This window comes from Lentzea californiensis, from assembly GCF_024648825.1.
In the GTDB taxonomy this organism is placed as follows: domain Bacteria; phylum Actinomycetota; class Actinomycetes; order Mycobacteriales; family Pseudonocardiaceae; genus Lentzea; species Lentzea californiensis.
In genome coordinates this window covers 380042-401469 of record NZ_JANBBE010000003.1, presented here as the reverse complement: position 1 = coordinate 401469, position 21428 = coordinate 380042, and the positions used below count along the sequence as shown (strand labels likewise).

The following is a 21428-nucleotide window of genomic DNA, read 5'->3' as shown; positions in this document are numbered from 1 at the left end:
AGCCCTCTCGGAGACCACATGGATCGCGACGACGTGCCCTACCTCGACGCCACGCTGCCCACCGCAGAGCGGGTAGCCGACCTGCTGGGCCGCATGACGCTGGCCGAGAAGGTCGGCCAGATGATGCAGCTGGACTCGAGGGAGGACCTGGACGACCACGTGCTGCGCAAGCACGTCGGGTCGATCCTGCACACCTCGCCGGAGCGAGTGCTGCGCGCGCAGGACCTCACCACGCGGACGCGGTTGCGCGTCCCGCTGCTGATCGCCGAGGACTGCATCCACGGCCACTCGTTCTACGAGGGCGCCACGATCTTCCCGACGCAGCTGGGCATGGCCGCGAGCTGGGACCCGGAGCTGGTCGAGCAGGTCGCCAGGGTCACCGCCGTCGAGGCGGCCGCGACCGGCGTGCACTGGACGTTCTCACCGGTCCTGTGCATCTCGCGGGACCTGCGCTGGGGCCGCGTCGACGAGACGTTCGGCGAGGACCCGGTGCTGATCGGTGAGCTCGCGGCGGCGATGGTCCGCGGCTACCAGGGCGACGGCCTGTCCGACGAGACGGCGATCCTCGCGACCGCGAAGCACTTCGCCGGGTACTCCGAGACCCAGGGCGGCCGCGACGCCAGTGAGGCCGACCTGTCGCGCCGCAAGCTGCGGTCGTGGTTCCTGCCGCCGTTCGAGCGAGTCGCCCGCGAGGGCTGCGCCACGTTCATGCTCGGCTACCAGTCCACGGACGGCGTGCCGATCACGGTCAACTCGTGGCTGCTCGACGAGGTCCTGCGCGGCGAGTGGGGCTACCAGGGCACGCTCATCACGGACTGGGACAACGTCGGCCGCATGGTCTGGGAGCAGAAGCTGCAGCCCGACTACGCGCACGCCGCCGCGGCCGCCGTGAAGGCCGGCAACGACATGATCATGACGACCCCGCAGTTCTTCGACGGCGCGCTGCAGGCCGTCGAGGACGGGCTGCTGGCCGAGTCGGACCTCGACCGCGCGGTCACCCGCATCCTGACGCTGAAGTTCGACCTCGGGCTGTTCGAGAACCCGCGCAGGCCCGACGCCGAACGCCAGCGCGTGATGATCAACCACGACGACCACGTGGCGCTGAACCTGCAGGTCGCGCGCCGTTCGCTGGTGCTGCTGCGCAACGAGGGCGTGCTGCCGTTCAGCAAGCCGAAGGGCAGGATCGCGGTCGTCGGGCCGCTCGCCGACGACGCCCAGACCCAGCTCGGCGACTGGGCCGGCTCATCCGGCCAGGCCGACTGGCTGCCCAACGGCCACCCGCGCGGGATGATCACGACGGTCCTCGACGGGCTGCGCGAACTCTCGTCGCAGGAGGTCACGTACGCGCGCGGCGCCGACGTCCTCACGCTGGAGCCGGACCCCGAGGGCGACACGTTCCCCGACGGCCAGCCGCGCCCGCCGGTCGTGAAGGCCTGCGCGCCGGACGCGAACCTGATCGCCGAGGCCGTCGCGGCGGCCGAGGGCGCCGATTACGTGGTCGCCGTCGTCGGTGACGTGATCGAACTGGTCGGCGAGGGCCGGTCCACCGCCACCCTCGACCTGATCGGCGGCCAGATCGCCCTGCTCGACGCGCTGGCCGAGACCGGCACGCCACTGGTCGTGGTGCTGCTGGCGTCGAAGCCGCTGGTCCTGCCCGCGTCCGCGCGCAACGCCGCCGCGCTGCTGTGGGTGGCGAACCCCGGCATGCAGGGCGGGCGTGCCATCGCCGAGGTGCTGCACGGGCTGGTCGAGCCCAGCGGCCGGCTGCCGATCTCGTTCGCGGCGCACGCCGGGCAGCAGCCGACGTACTACAACCAGATCCGCGGCCAGCACGGCACGCGCTACGCCGACCTGACGCAGGAGCCGGCGTTCGTGTTCGGCGAGGGCCTGTCGTACACGACGGTCGAGTACGGCGACCTGCACGTCGAGACGGCGGTGCTGCGTCCGGACGAGACCGTCAAGGCGTGCATCTCGCTCACGAACACCGGGTCACGGCCTTCTCGCGAGACCGTGCAGGTCTACGTCAGCGACGCCGTCACGTCGGTGAGCTGGGCCGACAAGGAGCTCAAGACGTTCAAGCAGGTCGACGTGGAGCCCGGCGAGACCGTGCAGGTCGGCCTCGAGCTCCCGGTCTCCGCCTGCACGATCGTCGACGCCGCCGGCAACCGGGTGGTGGAGCCGGGCGAGTTCGTCCTCCTGGTGGGTCCGAGCTCGAAGGAGCTGCGCCGGGCGGAGTTCACCGTAAAGCCGCTGCCTTGAAGGGGCAGGGGACGATCGTGAGGTAGCGGGGAGGGATCTCCACCGCCTTCGTGATCGCCTTCTTGACCGCAGGGACCAGGTCCGCGTCGACCAGTGCGACAGCGGGCCTGCCCGGCGGGTCGATCAGCAGGCTGGCGCCGCGTGCGCCGGCGGCCAGTGCGGCCTCGACCACCGCGTCCTGCTCCGGATCCGGGTCCTGAGCGCGGTGGTACGCCGTCAACGCCACACCGAGATCGTCCGCTTCGCGCACGTACGGCCGTTCCACCTGCGGTCGCGGGCGCCGGATCCGGGTGTCGACGACGAGCAGCCGTTGGCCGGGTAGATCGAGCACCTCGGCCCGCGCCTCCTCGAACCGCTCGCCCAAGAGGTCCTGGAGCGCCAGTTCCACGGCCGCGCTGAGCGCCTCGCTCGCGGACAGGCCACTCCCCCGCGGCAGGTCGACGCTGCACATCAACGCGGCCCCGCCCCTCGCCCGCACGCCCGCCGCCCAGGCCGGAACGTCGTCGGACGGCAGCAGGGCGCGTTCGGTCGGCCGGTTCACCGACACGAGTTCGAGCAGGCCGTCGTCGCGCCGGTCCCCCGCCACGATGGCACCCCACTTGGCGGGCACCTTGACCCCGCCACCGAGCAGGTTCAGGACGCCGGGGGCGTACCAGACGCCTTCCGCGGGCCGTCCGAACGTGCGCCGGAACGCGTGGGGCACCAGCCTGAGCTCCGGCGCGAGCTCAGGCCGGTCCGCGATGTCGACCGTCATGACTTCGGGACCAGCGCCTTCTGGGCCAGCAGCCGGTAGGCGTTGCCGTTGCCGGTGCGCGCGGCGAGGAACCGGTTGACCGTCTGGTCCAGTCCCAGCGCGACGAAGAACGCCGGGATGCCGAGTGACCACACCAGGAAGCTGCGGGTCCTGCGCAGCCTGACCTTCCCCGGCCGCCACGGCGCGGGTGTGCGGGGCGCCTTGTCGCCCAGCCACAACAGCAACGCGAGCGTGAAGTCGTTGCACAGGTGGGCTTTCGCGCGTTCGGTGGCCACCGTGGTCAGGCCGCGGTCGGCGAGGGCGTCCTGCAGGTTGCCGATCGGCATCATGTGCTGGTGCTGCGGCTGGAACCACGGCATCCAGTACTGGCCGAACAGCCTGCCCAGCCGCCACTCCGGGTCCGGCAGCTCGATCAGCAGGTAGCCGCCGCCGGGCAGCACGTCCGCGGCGATGTCGAGCTCCTCCCACGGATCGCGCACGTGCTCCAGGTAGTGGTGCATGCTGATCACGTCGTAACGGCCCTTGAGCTCGCCCGCGAAGTCCTTGAAGCTGCCGCGGTAGGAGTTCTCGATCCGGCCGAGCCTCGCCGCGTCCTCGATGGCCGCGCCCTGGTCGAGCCCGTCGAACCTCGTCTGCGGCAGGACCTCCTTGGCCCCCAGGCAGAAGTGCGCGTGCCCGGAACCGACGTCCAGCCAGCGTTCGGGTTTCGTGAACGGCTCGACCATGCGCGCCCGGCCGTAGTAGGGCTCGGTCTTGCCGGAGAACACCGCTTCCGCCGACGTCTCGCCGAGGCCGTCGTAGAAGTCGCGGTAGTAGAAGCCCAGGCCCTCCTCGGTCAGGCGCGGGTTCTGCCAGACGTGTCCACATCGGACACAGCGGTCCATCGTGAACGTGCCGGGCTTGCGCTGCACCAGGTCCGTCGCGGTGACCCAGCGGCGCAGGTCCGTGCTCCCGCAGGACGGGCAGTTGCCGCGCGGTGCCTCGTGGAAGTTCCGGTCGCGGTTCTTCTCGTACCAGGGCGCTGCCTGCTCGAGGTGCTGGGCCTGCCGCTTCTCGGCCGTCGACTTCTTGCCGCCGGAGGTCTTGAACCACAGGTAGGGCGTGCGCAGGACGCGCGGCACCCACAGGTCACGCGGCTTCAGCGGCGTGCCGGCGAACACCAGGACCGGGTGCGCCGAGTAGGCGGCCAGCGCGGCGAGACCCCACTGCCAGTTCGTGATCAGGGCGGCGACCACGGCTGCGTACCCGATGACCGAGCCCGCGATCCACAGCGACGGCCGCTTCCCGAACCGCCGCAACGTCGCCGCGCGGTACCCGAGGTCGTACGGCCCGGCCTTCAGCCCCGGCGCGACCGCGATGTCGACCCGCGCGTGCACGTGGTCCTTGACCCGCCGCACGTACGCCACGAACTCGGTGGGGTCGTCGGGGTCGACCTCCTCGACGTACGGCTCCCGCACCAGGACGGCCTGCGACGCGCTGATCCCGCGCGCCCACTGGTCGTCGCGGTACTTGCCGGGATCGACCGCGCCGAGCAGGTCCAGCGCCGCGACCGTGGGCAGGTCGCGCGGGACGAGGTCGACGAGGTCGGCGTCGGACTCCCACGAGCCCTCCGGATGGACCCCGGTGGCGGTGAGGAGCGAGTGCCCGCCCACGCCCTGGGCGAGCACCCGCAGCTTGGACGCGCGGGAACGCAGGCGCAGCACGTCCAGCAGGACGACCACCACGACCAGCACGCTGAGGATCACCCGGCCACCACCTTTTCCAGTAGGTCGGCCGCGGCCGCTGCGCCGCCTGCCGCCGAGAACGATTCGCGCACCAGCCCGGCGGAGGCCGCGTACTCCGGCTCGTCCAGCACGGACGCCAGTGCGCTTCGGATGTCTGCCGCCCGCGCCCGCGAGAAGGTCAGTCGCACGCCGGCGCCGGCCTGCACGACCTGGGCGGCGACGGTCGGCTGGTCGTCGCGGATCGGTGCCACGACCAGCGGCAGCCCGTGCGCAAGCGCTTCGCAGACCGTGTTGTGCCCGCCGTGTGTGACGACGGCGTCCAGGTGCGGCATCAGCGCGAGTTGCGGCACCGACGGCAGCATCAGGACGTTCGCCGGGGCGGGCCTCGGCGGAGCGACCATCACGGCCTGCACGTCGAGCTCCGCGACCGCTTCCATTGCCTGACCGAGGAAGCGCTCGCCCGCGGGACCGTTCAGGGTGCCCAGGGAGATCAGCACCCGGCGCCCGCCGGTCAGCCTCTCCCAGGGGAAGCCCACCCGTTCCACGCGGTGGCTCAGCGCGGGCCCGACGAACGCCACTTCCCCGCCGAACTCCCCCGCCACCAGCGCCTTCGAGCTGTAGACCAGCACCAGCCGGTCGGAGAACCTGACGTCCCCACCGGCGAAGTCGTGCAGCAGGTCGCGCACCCAGGCGTCGACCTTCGGCATCGTCCTCAGTGGATTCACCAGCTCGGCGGACGTGCTGGCCGACGTCACCCACGGCAGTCCGGCACCACGCGCCACCACCGGTCCCGCCAGCGCCTGCTGGTCGGCGACGACCACGTCCGGTGCGAACAGCGTGACGGCGTCCGAGACCCCCGGCACCATCGCGTGCCCCAGCGGGATCAGGAACTCCTCCCAGAAGAACTTGAGCACCGCCATCCCGCGCAACGCGAGCCAGCGCTCCCGCTGCGCGCGGATGACGGCTTCCAGGTGGTCGTCGATCGCGGCGAACACGAGCGCGTCGTCCGGCAGGAGTGGTTCCAGCGTGCCGGGATGCCCGGCCCACGCGACCTCGTGCCCGCGCGCCAGCAACTCGCCGCCCACGGAGGCGGTCGGGTTGACGTGGCCGGTCAGGGGCGGCACGACGAACAGGAACCGGCTCATGACGGCAACCAGTCGAACAGCACGTCGAGCAGTTCGGTCGTGGCCTCGCGGAGAACCGTGTGCCCCAGCCCGGACACGACGTGCAGGCGGCACGACGGGATGCGCTCGCGCAGTTCGGCGGCAGCGCCGATCAGTTCGGACTCGGCACCGTAGACGCCGAGCACCGGGCACTGGACCTGGGTGAGGTCGAGCTTCGCGCCGGAGCCGAGGTCGTCGATCAGCGTCGTGCCGTTGAGCAACGCGTCGGCGTTCACCGCGAGCTTCGCGATCTTGCGCTGGCCCAGTGCCATCAGCTGGTCCTGCGTGCGGTCGAACTCCAGGCCCAGCGCGGCGACGGTCAGCGTGTTCGTGATGTCCTCGAACCACGCGTCGCCGACCACTCCCCCGACCGCCGACTCGACCAGCACGACACCGCCGACCCGGTCGGGGGCCTGGACGGCCGCGTGCATCGCGACGACACCGCCGTAGCTGTTGCCCAGCAGGTAGACCGGCTCGGTCACGCCGATCCCGTCCAGCACGGCGACGAGGTCCAGCGCGCTCTCCTCCGGCGTGTAGCCGTCGGGCGGCCGCTCGGACAGGCCGTGCCCGCGCAGGTCGAACAGCACGGTGCCGAACCCGGCCTTGGCCAGCGGCGCGGCGAGCGTGTAGTAGAAGCTGGACAGGTTGTCCATCACCAGGCCGTGCACGAACACCACGGTCGGCCGGGTCTGCGTGCCTTCCGGAGGCCCGAGCCGCTGCACGTGGAAGCGCAGCCCTCGGGCGTGAACCTCAGACACGGGCCGTGATGTGGTCGACGAGCCGGCCGACGGACATCGCCATGATCTCGTCGATGTCCATGTCCGCCAGGAAGGCCACGAGGTCGACGCCGTAGTGGGCGTTGAGCTTGTCCGCCAGGGCCACGAACTCGATCGACTCCAGGCCCAGGTCGTCGCTGAACGTGGTGTCGCGGGTGATCTCCACGCCCAGCAGGAAGTCGGGCCCGACCACCTCGGTGATCAGCTTCGCGACCTGCTGCAGCACCTCGTCCATCAGATCTCCGTTCGCACGCGGGCCGCGGCTCGCCCTTGTTCTGACATGACTTCGATCCGTGGCACGGCGAACGCGCCACGCACCCGGCCATCGGCGTTCACGGTCAGCTCCGCCGGGTAGACAGGCCCGGCGCCGCGATCCCACAGCCACGCGCGCACAGCGTCCTTCGCCACGATCACGCGCAGCAGCCAGTCGCGCTGAGCGGGCACGTCGAGGCCGCCGTAGTGCAGTCGCTCGGCGGAGTTCAGGTAGCGGCGCATGATCAGGTCGCGGGTCGCGCTGTCGGCCCAGTTCTCCACGACCCGCACCCACTCACCGTCCTGAGTGGACAGCATTTCGGTGCCCGGCCTGAGCTTGACCTGCCAGATCCGGTCGTCCGTGGTGAACCGGCGGGTGGTCCAGCCGGCGATCCGGCACCACAGCACGCCGTCCACGGTCAGCTCGGCGTCCGCGACCATCGCCTGCGCCGTGACCTCGCGGATCCACGCGGTGCACCGGACGTCACCGGAGGGCGCGGGTCCGTGGAACGTCACCCGCTCGACGCCGGTCGGCAGCACGGTCTGGTCCTCGGTGCGGCAGACCTGCATCCAGTGGCCGATCAGCTGCCCGGCGCTGTCCAGCAACGCTCCCGGTGCGGGCAGCGGCGTCAGCACGCCCGCGATCCCGTTGTCCGCCAGGCAGTCGATCTTCGTGACGCCCGCGAACGCCGGTCCGTGGAACATCCAGTTGTCCCGGTACAGCTCGGCGGCGGTCACCGGCGCCTCACGGACGCCTTCGAGTTCCCTGCCGACCGGTTCCGGGGTCTGCGGCGACATCAGCACGATGCCCTCGGCGTAGTCGCCGACCTTCACCAGCACCCGGTCCTGACCTTCCGCGCGGGCGGAGATCTTGACGGTCGTCGCGGGCAGCGCGGTGAGCCAGCGCTTGGCCTTGACCTGCGCGAACCCGTGCACAGTGCCACCGGTGAGCCGGCGCGCGGCGTCCGCGAACACCTCCAGCAGGCCGGTCGCGGGCACGATCGGGAACCCGTCCGCGAGGTCCGGCCAGCCCGGTGCCTGCGGGAACACCGAGTGGTCGGCCAGTTCCGGCATGGTCCGCAGCGAGAACTCGCGGGTGAACCCGGCCTCGTTCGGCCTGAGCGCGCCGGCGACCTCACGTGCGACCGCGTTGGTGTGGGCCAGGAGCTTGTTGACGGCGGCGGACATCGGGCTGTCGTCCGCCACCAGCACGGGCTGGGTGCCGAGCGCGTCGAGCGTGATCTTCGGGGTGCCGAGCCGGAGCTTGACCTTGTGAGCGGTGCCGCGCTTGAGCCCGAACGCCCACAACGCCTCCGGCGCGATGTCGGCGTTCACGGCGATGTGCGGCCTGTCGTTCAGCGTGTCACCGACGAAGCCGGGCAGGCTGCCCTGCCCGATCTGGACGAACGCCCGGAAACCCGCGCCGTGCAGGCGTTCCAGCAGCGGCCGGAAGCGGACGGGCTCGACCAGGTGGCGCAGGACCAGCTCGCGGACCTCGCCGGGGGCCATCGGTTCGAGGGAGTTCGCCGACCACACCGGGATGTCCGAGGCACGGACCGGCAGCTGGTCGAGCATCTCCTTGGCCCGCCCCAGGTACGGGGCGAGCGCCGGGGTGTGGAAGCCGGTGCGGAACGGCATCAGCTGTGCCATCACGCCGTTGGCCTTGAGGGTGACGAGGACCTGTTCGAGGCGGTCGATCGGACCGCAGATCACCGACTGGTGCGGGCAGTTGTCGTGGCTGACCGTCACGCCGCCGACCAGGTACTGCTCAGCGGTGTCGGCGGAGCACCCCAGTGCGGCGTAGGCGATGTCGACGACCGCGACCGCACCCGGCCCGAGCGCCGAGACGAACTCGTCGATCGTCGGGTAGATGCCGCCGACGACCATCGCGGTCCACTCGCCCATGCTGTGCCCGGCGAGCGCTCCCGGCGTGATGCCGAGCGCCATGAGCTCGCGGGCCTCGCGGCGGCCGTCCTGCAGCAGCCCGACGGCGTGGTCGACGACCTCGCCGCTGAACTCGCGCTCGAAGCCGGGGAACACGAACGCGACCTGGTCGGTGCCGGTCAGCAGCGGTTGCGGGGAGAACCAGATGTCGTGGCGGCCGGGCCACGCCTTGCCCTGGGCCACAACCCGTTCGGCGAGCTTGAGCTTGCGGTCGTCCGGGTTGCCGATCGCGAGCCGGAACGCCCTGTCGGCGCTGGAGGTGCGGCGTTCCTTCAGCGCGTCGGCGAGTTCTTCCGCGGTGTCGGCGGCGAACGTCATGACGGGCTTGCGCGGCTGGGCGATGGTGTGGCCGTCGAGGACGGCGTGGGCGTTGATCCCGCCGAACCCGAACGCGTTCACGACCGCGCGATGCCGTCCGGTCCACTCGCGAGCACTCGTCACGGGTGTGAACCTGGTGCCGGCCAGACTGCTGTGCGGGGTGTCGACGTGCAGGGTCGGCGGAAGCGTGTTGTGGTGCAACGCGAGTGCGGCCTTGATCAGCCCGGCCATGCCGGCGGCGGGCATCGCGTGACCGATCATCGACTTGACCGTGCCGATGCCGATCTCGTCGCCCTGCCCGCCGAACGCGGTGATCATCGTCTGCAGCTCGGCGGCGTCCCCGGCGGGCGTGGCCGTGCCGTGCGCCTCGATCAGACCCGGTGACTTCTCGCGGGGATCGAGGCCGGCGTTCGCCCAGGCCCGTTGCACGGCAAGGAGCTGGCCGTCCGGGTTAGGGGTCATCATGCTCGTGGCACGGCCGTCGCTCGCGCTGCCGATGCCGCGGATCACCGCGTAGACGCGTTCGTCGCCGACGTCCTCCAGCCGTTTCAGCACGACCATGCCGACGCCCTCGGACAGCAGCGTGCCGTCCGCGCTCGCGTCGAACGGCCGGATCCGCTCGGTCGGGCTCAACGCCCTGAGCTGCGTGAACACGCTCCACAGCGTCGGGTGGTGGCAGACGTGGACGGCGCCGGCGAGCATGGCGTCCGCGCGACCCTCCTGGAGTTCGCGGACGGCGTGCTCGACGGCGACCAGCCCGGACGCGCAGGCCGCGTCCACGGTGTACGCGGTGCCCTTGAGGTCGAACCGGTTGGCGATGCGCGACGCCGCCAGGTTCGGCACGAGACCGATCGTCGACTCCGGCTGCTCGGGGCCGAGCCGGTCGCGAATGGCCTGGCGGACGGCGTCCAGCTCGGCGCCGGCGAGGTTCGGGAAGAGGTCCCCGACCACCGACACGACCTCGTCGGCGAGCCTGACCCGCTGGTCGAGCCGCGCACAGCCGGGCGTGAGGTACCCGCCGCGTCCCACGACCACGCCGACGCGGTCCCTGGACGGCAGCACCGACTCACCGCCCGCGTCGGCGATGGCTTCGGCTGCGGTGGCGAGTGCGAGCAGCTGGTCGGGTTCCGCGCCGTCCACTGTGGACGGCATGATGCCGAACCTGGTCGGGTCGAACTCCGCGAGGTCGTCGACGAACCCGCCCCTGCGGCAGTAGAACCTGTCGCCGGTCCTGCTGTCCTGGTCGTAGTAGGTGGCCGGGTCCCAGCGGCCGGGCGGGATCTGGCCGATCGCGTCGACGCCGCCGACGATGTTGCGCCAGAACGTCGCCGCGTCCGGGGCACCGGGGAAGACGGCGCCGATCCCGACGATCGCTATGCCTCCCATCGGTAGACCACCTGCACGTCCTGACCGTTCGCGATCTCGTTGAGCAGCGCGTCCACGCCCTGCGCCGGCTCGATCATCGGGATGCCGCGCCGCGCGTACTCACCGGCGAGGCCGGCCGCCATGCCCGCACCGGCCCAGGGACCCCAGTCGACGGCGACGACACGGCGTTGCGCGCCCCAGAACCGGGCCATCCGGTCGAGCGCGTCGTTCGCCGCCGAGTAGTCGGCCTGGCCGCGGTTGCCGAACACACCGCTGACGCTGCCGAACAGCACGAGGAACCCGTCGCCGAACGCCTTGGCGCCGTTCACCTTCGTCGCCCAGACCCGGTCGAACGACTCCTGGGTCTTGGCCTCGATCAGTTTGTCGTCCAGCACACCCGCGCCGTGGATGACGCCGTCGAGCCGGCCGAACCTGGCTTTGATGTCATCGACCACCCTGCCCACGGCTTCGGCATCGGCGACGTCGCACTCGTGGTAGCGCACGCTCGACGCTTTGGCGCGCAACCGTTCCATGGTCTGACGGACCTCGCGTTCGGCGAGGACCTTGCGCGCCCTGGCCGGCACGTCGTCCTTCTCGCCGAGCTCGAACAACGCCTTCACGAGCTCGGGCTCGGTGGTCGCGTGGCTGAGCCGGTGGTCCTCGGGCGCGATCGGTGTGCGGCCGATGAGCTCGATGTGGCAACCGGTTCGCTCGGCCAGTCCGGTCGCGGCGAGCGCGGTGATGCCGCGGGCGCCACCGGTCAGCAGCACCACGCTGTCGGCGTCGAGGGTGAGGGGCGCGGCGTCGAGTCCGGTCTCGACCGCCTCGATGACCTGGCGACGGCCGGCGTGGTAGCCGACGACGGCCGGACCGGGCCCGATCTCGGCGAGCAGCGCGGTGGCGATGTCGCGGTGGCTTTCCTTGGGGTTGACGTCGACCGAGCGGACCACGAGGTCCGGGTACTCGAGCGCGGCCGTGCGGATCAGGCCGTGCAGGCCGATGTCCGCCGGCAGTTCGTCGGGCTGGTGGTCGAAGCCGAACGTGCCGCCGCCCGTGGTCACGACGACGAGCGCGACCCCGTTCGTCATACACGCCTTGACCTCGCTGAACGCCTCCGGCAGCCGTGCCTGGAGCCGGATCACGACGTCGACGCCGGTCAGGTCGGCCGGGAAGGACGGCTCGATGCGCGGCCTGGCGGTGTGGCGTTCGAGCAGGTCGGCGAGTTCGAGGCCGATCCCGTTGTCGTCGATGATCAGCACGGTCTTGCCGGTGAGGTCGACGGCGGCGGCGGGTTCCGCGGGCACGACCTGGGGCACGAGCCGCACGAGACGGCCTCCCGACGGCGCCGGCAGTGCCGGGGCCGGAGCAGCGGTGGGGGCCGGGGTGTCCCCGAACCACGCGACGATCCCGTCGATCGTCTTCAGCTGCGCCAGCTCGTCGACCTCCCCTGCCGCACCGAGTTCCTGGGCCAGCTCGCCCACGATCTCCGCGCGCTTGATCGAGTCGATCGACAGGTCCGCCTCCAGGTCCAGCCCCGGCTGCAACATCTCGACCGGATAGCCCGTGCGCGTGCTGATCGTCCGCAGCACGACCTCCCGGACGTCCTTGCCCACGGCGGCGACCGGGGCGGCGGCACCGAACCAGCCGACGATGCCTTCGATGGTCTTGAGCTGTGCCAGCTCGTCCACCGACCCGGCGGCACCCAGCTCGGCCACCAGCTCACCGACGATCTCGGTCCGCTTGATCGAGTCGATCGAGAGGTCCGCTTCCAGGTCCAGCCCCGGCCGCAGCATCTCGACCGGGTAGCCGGTGCGGTTGCTGATCGTGCGCAGCACCACCGCGCCCACGTCCTCCTGCGGCTTGGCCACCGGTTCCGCGACGACGGCGACGGGCTGCTGGTCGATCACCTGCCGGGGCGCCGGAACCGAGGCGGGCTCGGTGCCGAGGTAGCTCAGCAGGACGTCGCGCTGGGCGCTGACCGCGTCGCGCATCCCGTCCAGGAACTTCTCGATGATCTCGTCCCGCCCGAGCCCCGATCCCACGCGCAGCGTCGGGAACTCCGTCGCGGGCCGCAGCCCGCCGGGCAGTGCCTCACCGTTCGCGTCCCGCACGAGTCCTCCATCCACGTACCAGCCCGGCCTCGGCGGCACGGCCGTGGCCGGTTCGGCCCTGTCCTCGAACAGCGGTGCGGTGTCCACCTCGACACCGGCGACCGCGAGCGTCGCCAAGGTGCGCAGGAACGTCACGTGGTCGTCGCAGCGCAACGCCTGGTGCGGCCGGTCGCCGAGGGTCTTGCCGACCAGGGACGTCAGCACGCCGCCGGGTCCCGCCTCGACGAAGATCCGGGCGCCCGCCGCGTACATCGACTCGATCTGGTCCACGAACCGCACCCGGCCCGCGAGCTGTGCGGACAGCCCTTCGAGCACGTTCTCGTGCGGCGCCGCGGACACGTTCGACCACACCGGGAACCGCGTCTCGCCCAGGGAGATCTCCGCGAGACGGGCCGCGAACCGGTCGCGGGCACCGGCCATCAGCGGGCTGTGGAACGCGGCGCCGACCGGGATGTCCTTCACGGTCAGCCCGGCGGCCCGGAGCACCTCGACCGCACGGGCCACGGCCTCGGTCGGGCCGGAGATCACGACCTGCTCGGGCGCGTTGTGGTTGGCCACCACTACATCGGCCGGCAGCAGCGCCTCGACCTCGGCCACCGGCGCGGTCACCGCGGCCATCGTGCCGGGGTCCTCGCCGACCGCCTCCAGCATGGCCTCGGCACGCGCTGAGCTGAGCTCCAGCAACTCGGCGGCACCGAACGCTCCGGCCGCCGACAGCGCGACCAGTTCGCCGTAGCTGTGACCACCGGCCAGGTCCGGACGGACGCCGACGGAGTCGAGCAGCGACGTGACCATGAGCCCGGCGACGCCGAGCGTGGGCTGGGCGTTGCGGGTGTCGGTGATCTCGGCGCGCTGCCGCGACACGTCCTCGGCGGTCAACGCGGCCGACGGGTACATCACCCGCTCGTAGCGCGCGTCGAGGAAGTCCTGCAGGCGCGGGAAAGCGGTGACGAGGTCGAGCAGCATGCCCGGCCGCTGGCTGCCCTGGCCGGGGTACAGGAACGCGACCTGGGGCCGCTCCCCCGTCCGCAACGACACGACGTCCGACGAACGCCAGGCCTCGACGTCCTCCAGCGCCTTGTGCAGCGCGGCGTGATCGCTGACCACGAACGCGGCCTGGACCGTGCCCTCACCACAGGCCGCGGCCAGTGACCGCAACGGCGTACGCGCGTCGGCCAGTCCGGCGAGGCGGGCGGCTTCCCGTTGTGCGGCAGCCTGGTCCTCACCTCGGATCAGGAACAGCTCGGCGGGCCAGGCGGTCAGGCCGTGCCGCGGTTCGTCGGCCCCGGTGTAGCCCGCGATCACGGTGTGGAAGTTCGTGCCGCCGAACCCGAACGCGCTCACGCCCGCGACCCGGCTCTTGCTCGCCCAGGTGCGGTGGCCGAACGCGAACGGGCTGGTGCGCGCGTCCCAGAAAGCGTTGGGCTGCTTGACGTGCAACGTGCCGGGCCGCACGCCGGTGTGCACGGCCAGGGCGGCCTTGATCACGCCCGCGAGGCCGGCCGCGCACTTGGTGTGGCCGATCTGCGACTTGACCGAGCCGATCGTGCACGTGCCGGGTTCGACGCCGGAGAACATCTCGGTCAGCGACGCGAGCTCCGTGCGGTCGCCCACCACGGTTCCGGTGCCGTGCGCCTCGACCAGTCCGACGGCCGTGACCGGCAGCCCGGCGGAGGCGTAGGCGCGGCGCAGGGCCCGTTGCTGGCCTTCCGGCCGCGGCGCGGTCAGGCCCAGCGACCGGCCGTCGCTCGACGCGCCGATGCCCTTGACCACCGCGTAGACGCGGTCACCGTCCCGTTCGGCGTCGGCGAGTCGCTTCAGGACGACGGCGGCCACGCCCTCACCGAGTGCGATGCCGTCCGCCGCCGAGTCGAACGTGGCGCAGCGGCCCTTGGCGGACAGGGCTTTCACCGACGCGAACATCTGGTAGTCATGCGCGCTGTTGTGCAGGTCGACCGCGCCGCAGAGGACCATGTCGCTGGTGCCGCCGACGAGTTCCTTGCACGCCACGTCGAGCGCGGCGAGGCTGGACGCGCAGGCCGCGTCGACCGTGTAGTTCGCGCCGCCGAGGTCGAGCCGGTTCGCGACCCGGCCGGCGATCACGTTGCCCAGCACGCCGGGGAACGAGTCCTCGGTCAGCGACGGCAGGTGGTCGTCGAGGCCGCTGATGCCCAGGGCGGGCAACGCGGTGCGGACCGTGTAGGCGTTCGCGAGGTCGGCGCCCGCCTCGGCACCGAAGATCACCGACGTGCGTTCGCGGTCGAACACCCGCGTCGCGTAGCCGGCGTCCTGCAGCGCCCGCGCCGACACTTCGAGCGCCAGCAGCTGGGCGGGTTCGATCGAGGTGAGCGAGGTGGGCGGGATCCCGTACGCCAGCGGGTCGAAGGCCGTGCGCGGGAGGAAACCGCCCCACTTGAACGGACTGCCGTAGCGTTCGGGCGACCAGCGGTCCGGCGGGATCTCGGTGATGGAGTCGGTGCCCGCCAGGACGTTCGCCCAGAACTCCGCGACGTCACGGGCTCCCGGCATGATCGCGGCCATGCCGACGATGGCGACGTCCAGCGGTTCGGCCTCGACGGTCTCCGAGCCGGTCTCGGGCAGCACGCCGGACACGATGTCCTCGTGCAGCTCCGCGATGGTGGTGCGTTCGGAGCGCAGCGTCGCGACCTGGCCGATCATGAACATGCCCTCGCGGCGCTGCTCGTCCTCGCCGACCGGCTTGAGACCGCCCTCGTCGCGCACGAGACCACGGCTGGCGAGCCGGAGCCGTCCCAGGTTGAGCTGTTCGAGCCTCTCCCAGCTCTCCTGCTTGGACAGTCCGCTCAGTCCGGCGCGCGCCTGCTCGAAGGTGTCCACATAGGACGTCTGCGCGCAGCGGACGGCGTGGCCCGGTGAGGTCTCCAGCAGCGCCGTGTCCTCGCACTCCAGCGCGACCTCCTGGAACACCGGCTGGATCGCGCCGTGCGACACGGCTTCCTCGGTGAACAGGTAGGCCGTGCCGACGAGAACGCCGATCGCCGCTCCCCGTGCCGCGATCGGCGCGGTCATCGCGGAGATCATGGCGGCCGAGCGGGCGTCGTGGATGCCGCCCGCGAACAACGCGACGACGTCCTTCTCACGCCCGCGCAGGACGTCGATCTGCTGCTGCCACAACGTGAAGCTGCTGCGGGGACCGGTGTGCCCGCCGCACTCCGAGCCCTCGAAGACGAACTTGCGCGCGCCCTCGTCGAGGAACCGGCGCAGCAGCGCGGGCGACGGCACGTGCAGGAACGCCTCGATGCCGGCGTCCTCCAGCTCGCGCGCCTGCGCGGGCGTGCCCCCGGCGACGATCGCGTACTTCGGCCGGACGGCCAGCACGGCCTCCATCTGCCGGGCCCTCAGGTCCGCCGGAGCGAAGCCGAGCAGGCCGACGCCCCACGGCCGTTCGCCGAGTTTCGCCGCTGTGTGGTCCAGCAGTCCGCGGACCGCCGGGCCCTCCATCAACGCGAGCGCGAGGAACGGCAGCGCCCCTCCCTCGGCGACGGCCGCGGCGAACGCGGGCTGGTCGCTGACGCGGGTCATCGGGCCCTGCGCGATCGGGTACCGCAGGCCGGGGACGCGGTCGCAGAACGGCCCGCCGGACCGGATGGAGCGGTGCTCACCCGCCAGGGTGAGATTGTCCCTCATCCCCCGTTGAATGGCGCCGACCACGCCTCCGACCGTGCCGAACGCGGTACGGTAATTATCAGCCAGGGAACCTTCCTGACCAATTTCGAGCGCGTTTTGACGAACATGAACGCGTAACCCGTGGTTCACGACGGTGTCGGCGCCGTCCATCATCCGGACCGCGTTGACAATTTCGCCGGAAATATGTTTTCGGGCCTCCGCGACGAGTGCGAGCTGGCCTTCCAGCACCACTCCGCGAGCACCTCCGGCGACCGCGGCCGCAGCCGTGTCGGGGCCGATCGACCCGGCCACCCAGACCGGCAGATCGGTCAGCGCGAGCACCTGCTGGAGCAACACGAACGCGGGTGAACCACCCACTCGGCCGCCGGACTCGGCACCCTTCGCGATCAAGCCGGTGGCTCCGGACTCGATCGCCGCAACGGCTTCCGCCACCGAGGTGATCACCGCGAGGACGCGGCGTTCACCCAGCTCAGCGAGGTTCGGGGCATGACGAACAAGATCCACCACGACGGTGTCGACGGCGTCCGGCAAGGGCACCGTCAACGGTCCGTGCAGCCGCACCCCGAAGGCGCGCGGGTGACGCGTGGCGACACGGCAGAGGTCGGCGGCGGCGTGGGGCCCGAGGTCGAGCACACCGAGCCCGCCGGCTCGTTCGGCCGCGACCACGAGGGCCGGGTTGGGGGTGCTGAAAGGACTCAGGCACAGCACCCGTTCTCGATCCGACAGCATGTTCACTGCGCTCACTTCCTCACCCTGCAGGGGTGGGGAGAAAGGAATTCAGCTAGGGTTACTACTGACCGGTACGGTTACAGCGCGCTCACCGTACGCACAAACCCGCGGCGGCGTCGAGGGGGGTAGTGAAACTTTCTCATCTACGTAACCTGACGAATGGCCCCGGATGGCGGGGCCTCTTACTCCGGTTCGCGGATGGCGCGACGTGCTATGGCATCAGCAGCACGGGCTTGATCACCTCGCCGGCCTCCGCCGCCCGCATCGCGTCCCCCACGGCGCCGAACGGGAAGTGCGTGACGAGCTCGTCGAACGGGAACCTGCCCTGCCGGTGCAGGTCGATCAGCGTCGTGATGAGCGCCGCGCTCCGCCCCTCCCCGCCCAGCACGCCGACGACGCGCTTGCCCCACAAAGTGCCGAGGTGGTCCAGCTCGACGCGCGCCCCTGCCGGCGCCCCGCCGATGAACGCGCACGTCCCGCGCATCCCCATCGAGTCCACGGCCTGACGGCACCGCCACGGCCCCGGTGCACTCCAAGCTGAAGTCCGCGGGCCCGGAGCAGATCTCGTGCACCGCCGCGACGGGTTCGTCCACGGCGACGTTCACCGGTGGTCGAGGGAGATCACGTCGTGCTCGGCTGGCCGTGGTGCGGCGAATGCCGCAACTGCGTGGACGGTCAGCCGCAGTACTGGCTCCGGCTGGGGGACCTCCTGGTCGGCGGTGGCCGCGACGACGGGTCGACCTCGTTGCGCGGACTCGATGGATCGCCGCTGGCGAGCCACTTCTTCGGGCAGTCGTCGTTCGCGACGCACGAACTCGTGCCGTGGCGCGGCCTGGTGCCCGTCGAACGGCCCGCTGGAACTGCTCGGTCCCATGGCGTGTGGACTGTCCACCGGCGCGGGCGCCGTGCTGAAGCCGCACCCCGGTTCATCCCCGGTCGTCTACGGCGCCGGCGCGGTCGGGCTCGCCGCTGTCACGGCCGCGCGCAACAGCGGTGCGCCCCAGATCATCGCGGTCGACCGGCGCGAGTCCCGGCTCGCGCTCGCCCGGCGGTTCGGCGCCACCGACACAGGTCGCCGCGCCGGGTGATCGAGTCCGTGTGGCAGATCCCCGCCGCCACGATCCGGACGAGCACCTCACCGTCCCTCGGTTCGTCGAGGAACACCTCGCGCAGCTCGAACTCGCCGTGCCGCTCCCCCACGACGGCCGCCGTGATCTTCATGCCAGCACCTCCGCGACGTCCGCACGCACGCTCAGTGCCCGCTCGGCCAGATCCGCCGGTACCTCGGCGTGGGCGGTGTTGATCCGCACCAGCCGCGCACCCGGCAGTCCGCGCACCACCGACTCGACCGGGGAGCGGATGACTCCGGGCGTGCTGTACCCGGCGCCTATCTCGAGGACGAGCACGCCGTCCTGCAGCCAGTCACGCAGCCGTTGCCCGGCAGGCAGGTAGTGGTCGGGCACGTACTCGGGTCCCTTGTGCACGTTCAGGAACACCTCTCCCCCGCAACGCGGGCAGGACGGCACGGCCATGGCCTCGCCCGTCTCCACGTCGTAAGTGGCGAGCGCGGTCTCGATGGTCGGCCTGCTCGGCCAGGTCTCGCGCGTGCACGGCGTCTCGCACTGTTGACATCCTCTCCGTCCTAAAGGGCGGAGACTCTCTCCACGCTACGCGTGGACCGCGCGGCGTCCGGGTGGGTTACCGCTTCGCGGCGCGGTGCCAGCACGGATGCTGGTCTTACCTGCGCTCCACGGTCGTTTGAGTTGTCCGCCTGCCCGGCGGCCAACACGTTTTTGGCGGCGTTGATGTCCCGGTCGTGGGTGGCACCGCACAGGCATGTCCACAACCGCACGGACAGCGGTTTCGGCCCGTCGATCCGTCCGCACTCCGAGCACGTCTGTGACGTGGGCGCGAACCGGTCGATCCGGGCGAAGACGCGTCCGTACCGGTCCGCCTTGTACTGCAGCATGCCGGTGAAACCGGCCCACCCGGCGTCGTGCACGGACTTCGCGAGCCTGGTGCGGCCCAGACCGGTCACGCACAGGTCCTCGACGTAGACCGCTTGGTTGTCGCGGATGATCGCCGTGGACAGCTTGTGCTGCCAGTCCCGCCGCGTGTCGGCCACCTTCGCGTGCGCGCGGGCAACCTTGACAACAGCTTTCTTGCGGTTGTTCGAGCCCTTGACCTTGCGGCTCAGCGACTTCTGCAACCGCGCCAGCCTGCGTGCCGCCTGGCGCAGGAACTTCGGCGCGGCCACCTTCGTGCCGTCCGAGAGCACCGCGAAATGCGTCAAGCCCAGGTCGATGCCGACCTCGGACTCGGCCGTCGGCAATGACTCGTCCCGCTTCGTCGTGACGACGAACGAGGCGTAGTACCGGCCGGTCGCATCCTTCACGATCGTCACCGAGGACGGTTCAGCAGGCAACTCGCGCGACCAGCGCACCGCGAGGTCACCGATCTTCGGCAACCGCAACCGGCCGTTGCCCAGCACCGCGAACCGGGCATTGCGAGTGAACCGCACAGTTTGCCGGTTGTCCTTACGCGACCGGAACCGGGGCGGGGCAACCTTGCGGCCCTTGCGTTTACCCGTGACCGAAGCGAAGAAGTTGCGATACGCGGTGTTCAGATCCGCCAGCGCCTGCTGCAACACCACCGCCGACACCTCACCCAGCCACACCCGCTCCGGCGTCGCCTTGGCACGGGTGATAACCCGCTTGGACAAACTCCCCGTCCGACAGGTAAGGCTGGCCGTTCTCACGGGCGGTCTGGCGTGCGCGCAGCGCATCGTTGAACACCACACGCGCACATCCGAACGCCCGCGCCAGCGCGTCACGCTGACCAGGCGTCGGATAGACGCGGAAGTTGTACCGCAACTGCACCGCACCATCCTAGGCAGTTAGATTCATGGCCGATGTAGATGGTGTTCATACTGGCCGACATTGCGTTTGCGCTTCCACCGCTACTGGCGGGTACAACGACTCTGGTCCGGGTCCTACTTCGCCGACTCGATCAGAGGTGCACCGATCACCGTGCTGCGACAGCACATCGAGCAGCAGAACCGGCCGGTCCAGGACACGCTCAGCCGTGACCGGCCGCCCGCGCGGGCTTCCGCCACTGGGCTGAAGCCTGGCGCACTGGCCCACATTACCGGTAGCGGCCGTAGTCGCCCTGAGGCGTCCAGACCCGTTCCTCGTCGAACCCGTTGCGCGCGAACAACCCGTCCACGTTGGACGTCAGCACGAAGTGGTCGCGAGTGCCGACCAGCTGCCGCAGCCGCGTGTACACGGGGTTCGGTTCCTCGCCGAAGCGGATGTCGTCGACGTGCACGGACCAGTAACCCCACAGCAACCGGGGCGGCAGCGGCAGCCCGATCAACTGGAACCGCGCCCACAGCCCTTTCCCGTGCAGAACGGGGAACAGCTCGGCGAACCGTTCGGCGTCCGAGTAGTCGTAACCCGCCGCCGCCAACAGTCCCGCTCCTGCCGCGATCAGCACGCGGTCGGCCTCGTCCAGCCAGCGTTCCAGCGTCACAGCAACTCCCGGTAGAAAGCTTCGTCCTCGGCTTGGTAGGCCACGAACACCACGCGGTCGAACCGGCCGGGGCGTGCGGCGAGCCAGTCCCGGACCGTGCCGACGGCGATCCGCGCGGCCGGTCGTTTCGGGAAGCCGAAGATCCCCGTGCTGATGCCGCAGAACGCGACGGTGCGGATCGCTGGCACCTCCGCGGCGAGGTCGAGGCACGCCCGGTACGAGTCGGCGAGCGCCGTTCCGTGGGCGGGCACCAGGTCCCCGCGCACGATCGGCCCGACGGTGTGCAGCACGAACGGCGCGGGCAGGTGGTAGCCGCGGGTGATCTTCGCGGCGCCGGTCGGTTCCGGTGTGCCCTGCAACGCCATGATCCGCCCGCAGTCGGCCCGCAGCCGCGGCCCGGCGACCGCGTGGATCGCGTTGTCGACGCAGGCGTGGCCGGGCTGGAAGCACCCGAGCATGGCGTCGTTGGCGGCGTTGACGATCGCGTCGGCCTTCAGCCGGGTGATGTCGCCGCGCCACACCGCGATCGGCGCGGGCAGTTCCAGCACGTCGGCGGGCCTGGTGCGCTGCCGTTCACCGCCGAGCAGGGCGTCCAGCACGGCGACGAGCTCCGGGTCGAGCGGCGCGGGCCCGCGGATGGTCAGCAGTGCCCGCAGCAGGCGCCGCCGTTCGCCGGCGTTCCCGGGCACCTGGAACCGGCCGACCCACGGGTCGTCACCAAGCATCCGCAGGGCGAGGGTCGTCAACGGGCCGAGTTCGTGGGCGGGCGCACTGAGCGGGCGGAAGGGCTCGTCCAGTGCGACCGCGTCCCGGTAACCGGGCAGGGTGGCGAGCAC

16 protein-coding genes are annotated in these 21428 nt (G+C 71.1%); 2 read left to right on the top strand and 14 right to left on the bottom strand.

Annotated elements, in window-relative coordinates; translation table 11 throughout:
* Nucleotides 1–18 precede the first annotated feature (18 nt).
* A complete protein-coding gene (locus LX88_RS16250) occupies nt 19–2259 on the top strand; it encodes an exo-beta-d-1,3/1,6-glucosidase (protein WP_258948614.1) in 2241 nt (746 codons plus the stop codon).
* Here LX88_RS16250 and LX88_RS16245 read toward each other — a convergent pair.
* The 9 genes from LX88_RS16245 to LX88_RS16205 all read right to left on the bottom strand — a co-directional run bounded on the left by LX88_RS16245 (nt 2237) and on the right by LX88_RS16205 (nt 17935).
* Nucleotides 2237–3013 (bottom strand): hypothetical protein, encoded by a 777-nt coding sequence (locus LX88_RS16245; RefSeq protein WP_258948613.1) that lies wholly within the window; start codon nt 3011–3013, stop codon nt 2237–2239. The two genes, LX88_RS16250 and LX88_RS16245, sit on opposite strands and share 23 nt — an antisense overlap.
* Nucleotides 3010–4758 carry a class I SAM-dependent methyltransferase gene (locus tag LX88_RS44285; protein ID WP_258948612.1) on the bottom strand — a complete coding sequence of 583 codons (1749 nt, stop codon included), beginning with the start codon at nt 4756–4758 and terminating at the stop codon, nt 3010–3012. The genes LX88_RS16245 and LX88_RS44285 overlap by 4 nt, the downstream gene beginning before the upstream one ends.
* Entirely contained in the window at nt 4755–5882 is a 1128-nt protein-coding gene (locus tag LX88_RS16235; protein ID WP_258948611.1) for a glycosyltransferase, read from the bottom strand. The genes LX88_RS44285 and LX88_RS16235 overlap by 4 nt, the downstream gene beginning before the upstream one ends.
* Nucleotides 5879–6658 (bottom strand): alpha/beta fold hydrolase, encoded by a 780-nt coding sequence (locus LX88_RS16230; RefSeq protein ID WP_258948610.1) that lies wholly within the window; start codon nt 6656–6658, stop codon nt 5879–5881. Before LX88_RS16230 ends, LX88_RS16235 begins: the two co-directional genes overlap by 4 nt.
* Nucleotides 6651–6911 carry an acyl carrier protein gene (locus tag LX88_RS16225; protein WP_036014077.1) on the bottom strand — a complete coding sequence of 87 codons (261 nt, stop codon included), beginning with the start codon at nt 6909–6911 and terminating at the stop codon, nt 6651–6653. The genes LX88_RS16230 and LX88_RS16225 overlap by 8 nt, the downstream gene beginning before the upstream one ends.
* The gene (locus LX88_RS16220; RefSeq protein ID WP_258948609.1) at nt 6911–10576 is read right to left on the bottom strand and encodes a beta-ketoacyl synthase N-terminal-like domain-containing protein; all 3666 of its coding nucleotides are present in this window, start codon (nt 10574–10576) and stop codon (nt 6911–6913) included. The genes LX88_RS16225 and LX88_RS16220 overlap by 1 nt, the downstream gene beginning before the upstream one ends.
* Nucleotides 10564–17076, bottom strand: a complete 6513-nt coding sequence (locus LX88_RS16215; RefSeq protein ID WP_258948608.1) for a type I polyketide synthase — start codon at nt 17074–17076, stop codon at nt 10564–10566. Before LX88_RS16215 ends, LX88_RS16220 begins: the two co-directional genes overlap by 13 nt.
* 196 nt (nt 17077–17272) lie before the next feature.
* Nucleotides 17273–17560 (bottom strand): MDR/zinc-dependent alcohol dehydrogenase-like family protein, encoded by a 288-nt coding sequence (locus tag LX88_RS16210; RefSeq protein ID WP_258948607.1) that lies wholly within the window; start codon nt 17558–17560, stop codon nt 17273–17275.
* 102 nt (nt 17561–17662) lie between these two features.
* Nucleotides 17663–17935, bottom strand: a complete 273-nt coding sequence (locus LX88_RS16205) for a hypothetical protein (RefSeq protein ID WP_258948606.1) — start codon at nt 17933–17935, stop codon at nt 17663–17665.
* Here LX88_RS16205 and LX88_RS43695 point away from each other — a divergent pair.
* The gene (locus LX88_RS43695) at nt 17934–18149 is read left to right on the top strand and encodes a zinc-binding dehydrogenase (protein ID WP_307790337.1); all 216 of its coding nucleotides are present in this window, start codon (nt 17934–17936) and stop codon (nt 18147–18149) included. The genes LX88_RS16205 and LX88_RS43695 overlap by 2 nt on opposite strands.
* Before the next feature lie 129 nt (nt 18150–18278).
* Here LX88_RS43695 and LX88_RS16195 read toward each other — a convergent pair whose 3' ends face one another.
* The 5 genes from LX88_RS16195 to LX88_RS16170 form a co-directional block, all read right to left on the bottom strand.
* Complete coding sequence (locus tag LX88_RS16195; protein ID WP_258948605.1) at nt 18279–18611, bottom strand: SIR2 family NAD-dependent protein deacylase; 333 nt, start codon at nt 18609–18611, stop codon at nt 18279–18281.
* A gap of 92 nt (nt 18612–18703) precedes the next feature.
* The gene (locus LX88_RS16190; protein ID WP_258948604.1) at nt 18704–19783 is read right to left on the bottom strand and encodes an RNA-guided endonuclease InsQ/TnpB family protein; all 1080 of its coding nucleotides are present in this window, start codon (nt 19781–19783) and stop codon (nt 18704–18706) included.
* Nucleotides 19725–19940, bottom strand: coding sequence for a helix-turn-helix domain-containing protein (locus LX88_RS16185; RefSeq protein ID WP_258948603.1), 216 nt, complete (start codon nt 19938–19940; stop codon nt 19725–19727). Before LX88_RS16185 ends, LX88_RS16190 begins: the two co-directional genes overlap by 59 nt.
* A gap of 265 nt (nt 19941–20205) precedes the next feature.
* Nucleotides 20206–20592, bottom strand: coding sequence for an SIR2 family protein (locus LX88_RS16175; protein WP_258948602.1), 387 nt, complete (start codon nt 20590–20592; stop codon nt 20206–20208).
* The gene (locus tag LX88_RS16170; RefSeq protein ID WP_258948601.1) at nt 20589–21428 is read right to left on the bottom strand and encodes a protein-ADP-ribose hydrolase; all 840 of its coding nucleotides are present in this window, start codon (nt 21426–21428) and stop codon (nt 20589–20591) included. The genes LX88_RS16175 and LX88_RS16170 overlap by 4 nt, the downstream gene beginning before the upstream one ends.

Coding starts and splice junctions, on each gene's coding strand:
- LX88_RS16250 (WP_258948614.1), top strand. CDS start 19: ATGGATCGCGACGACGTGCCCTACCTCGACGCCACGCTGCCCACCGCA.
- LX88_RS16245 (WP_258948613.1), bottom strand. CDS start 3,013: ATGACGGTCGACATCGCGGACCGGCCTGAGCTCGCGCCGGAGCTCAGG.
- LX88_RS16235 (WP_258948611.1), bottom strand. CDS start 5,882: ATGAGCCGGTTCCTGTTCGTCGTGCCGCCCCTGACCGGCCACGTCAAC.
- LX88_RS16225 (WP_036014077.1), bottom strand. CDS start 6,911: ATGGACGAGGTGCTGCAGCAGGTCGCGAAGCTGATCACCGAGGTGGTC.
- LX88_RS16220 (WP_258948609.1), bottom strand. CDS start 10,576: ATGGGAGGCATAGCGATCGTCGGGATCGGCGCCGTCTTCCCCGGTGCC.
- LX88_RS43695 (WP_307790337.1), top strand. CDS start 17,934: ATGGCGTGTGGACTGTCCACCGGCGCGGGCGCCGTGCTGAAGCCGCAC.
- LX88_RS16205 (WP_258948606.1), bottom strand. CDS start 17,935: ATGGGACCGAGCAGTTCCAGCGGGCCGTTCGACGGGCACCAGGCCGCG.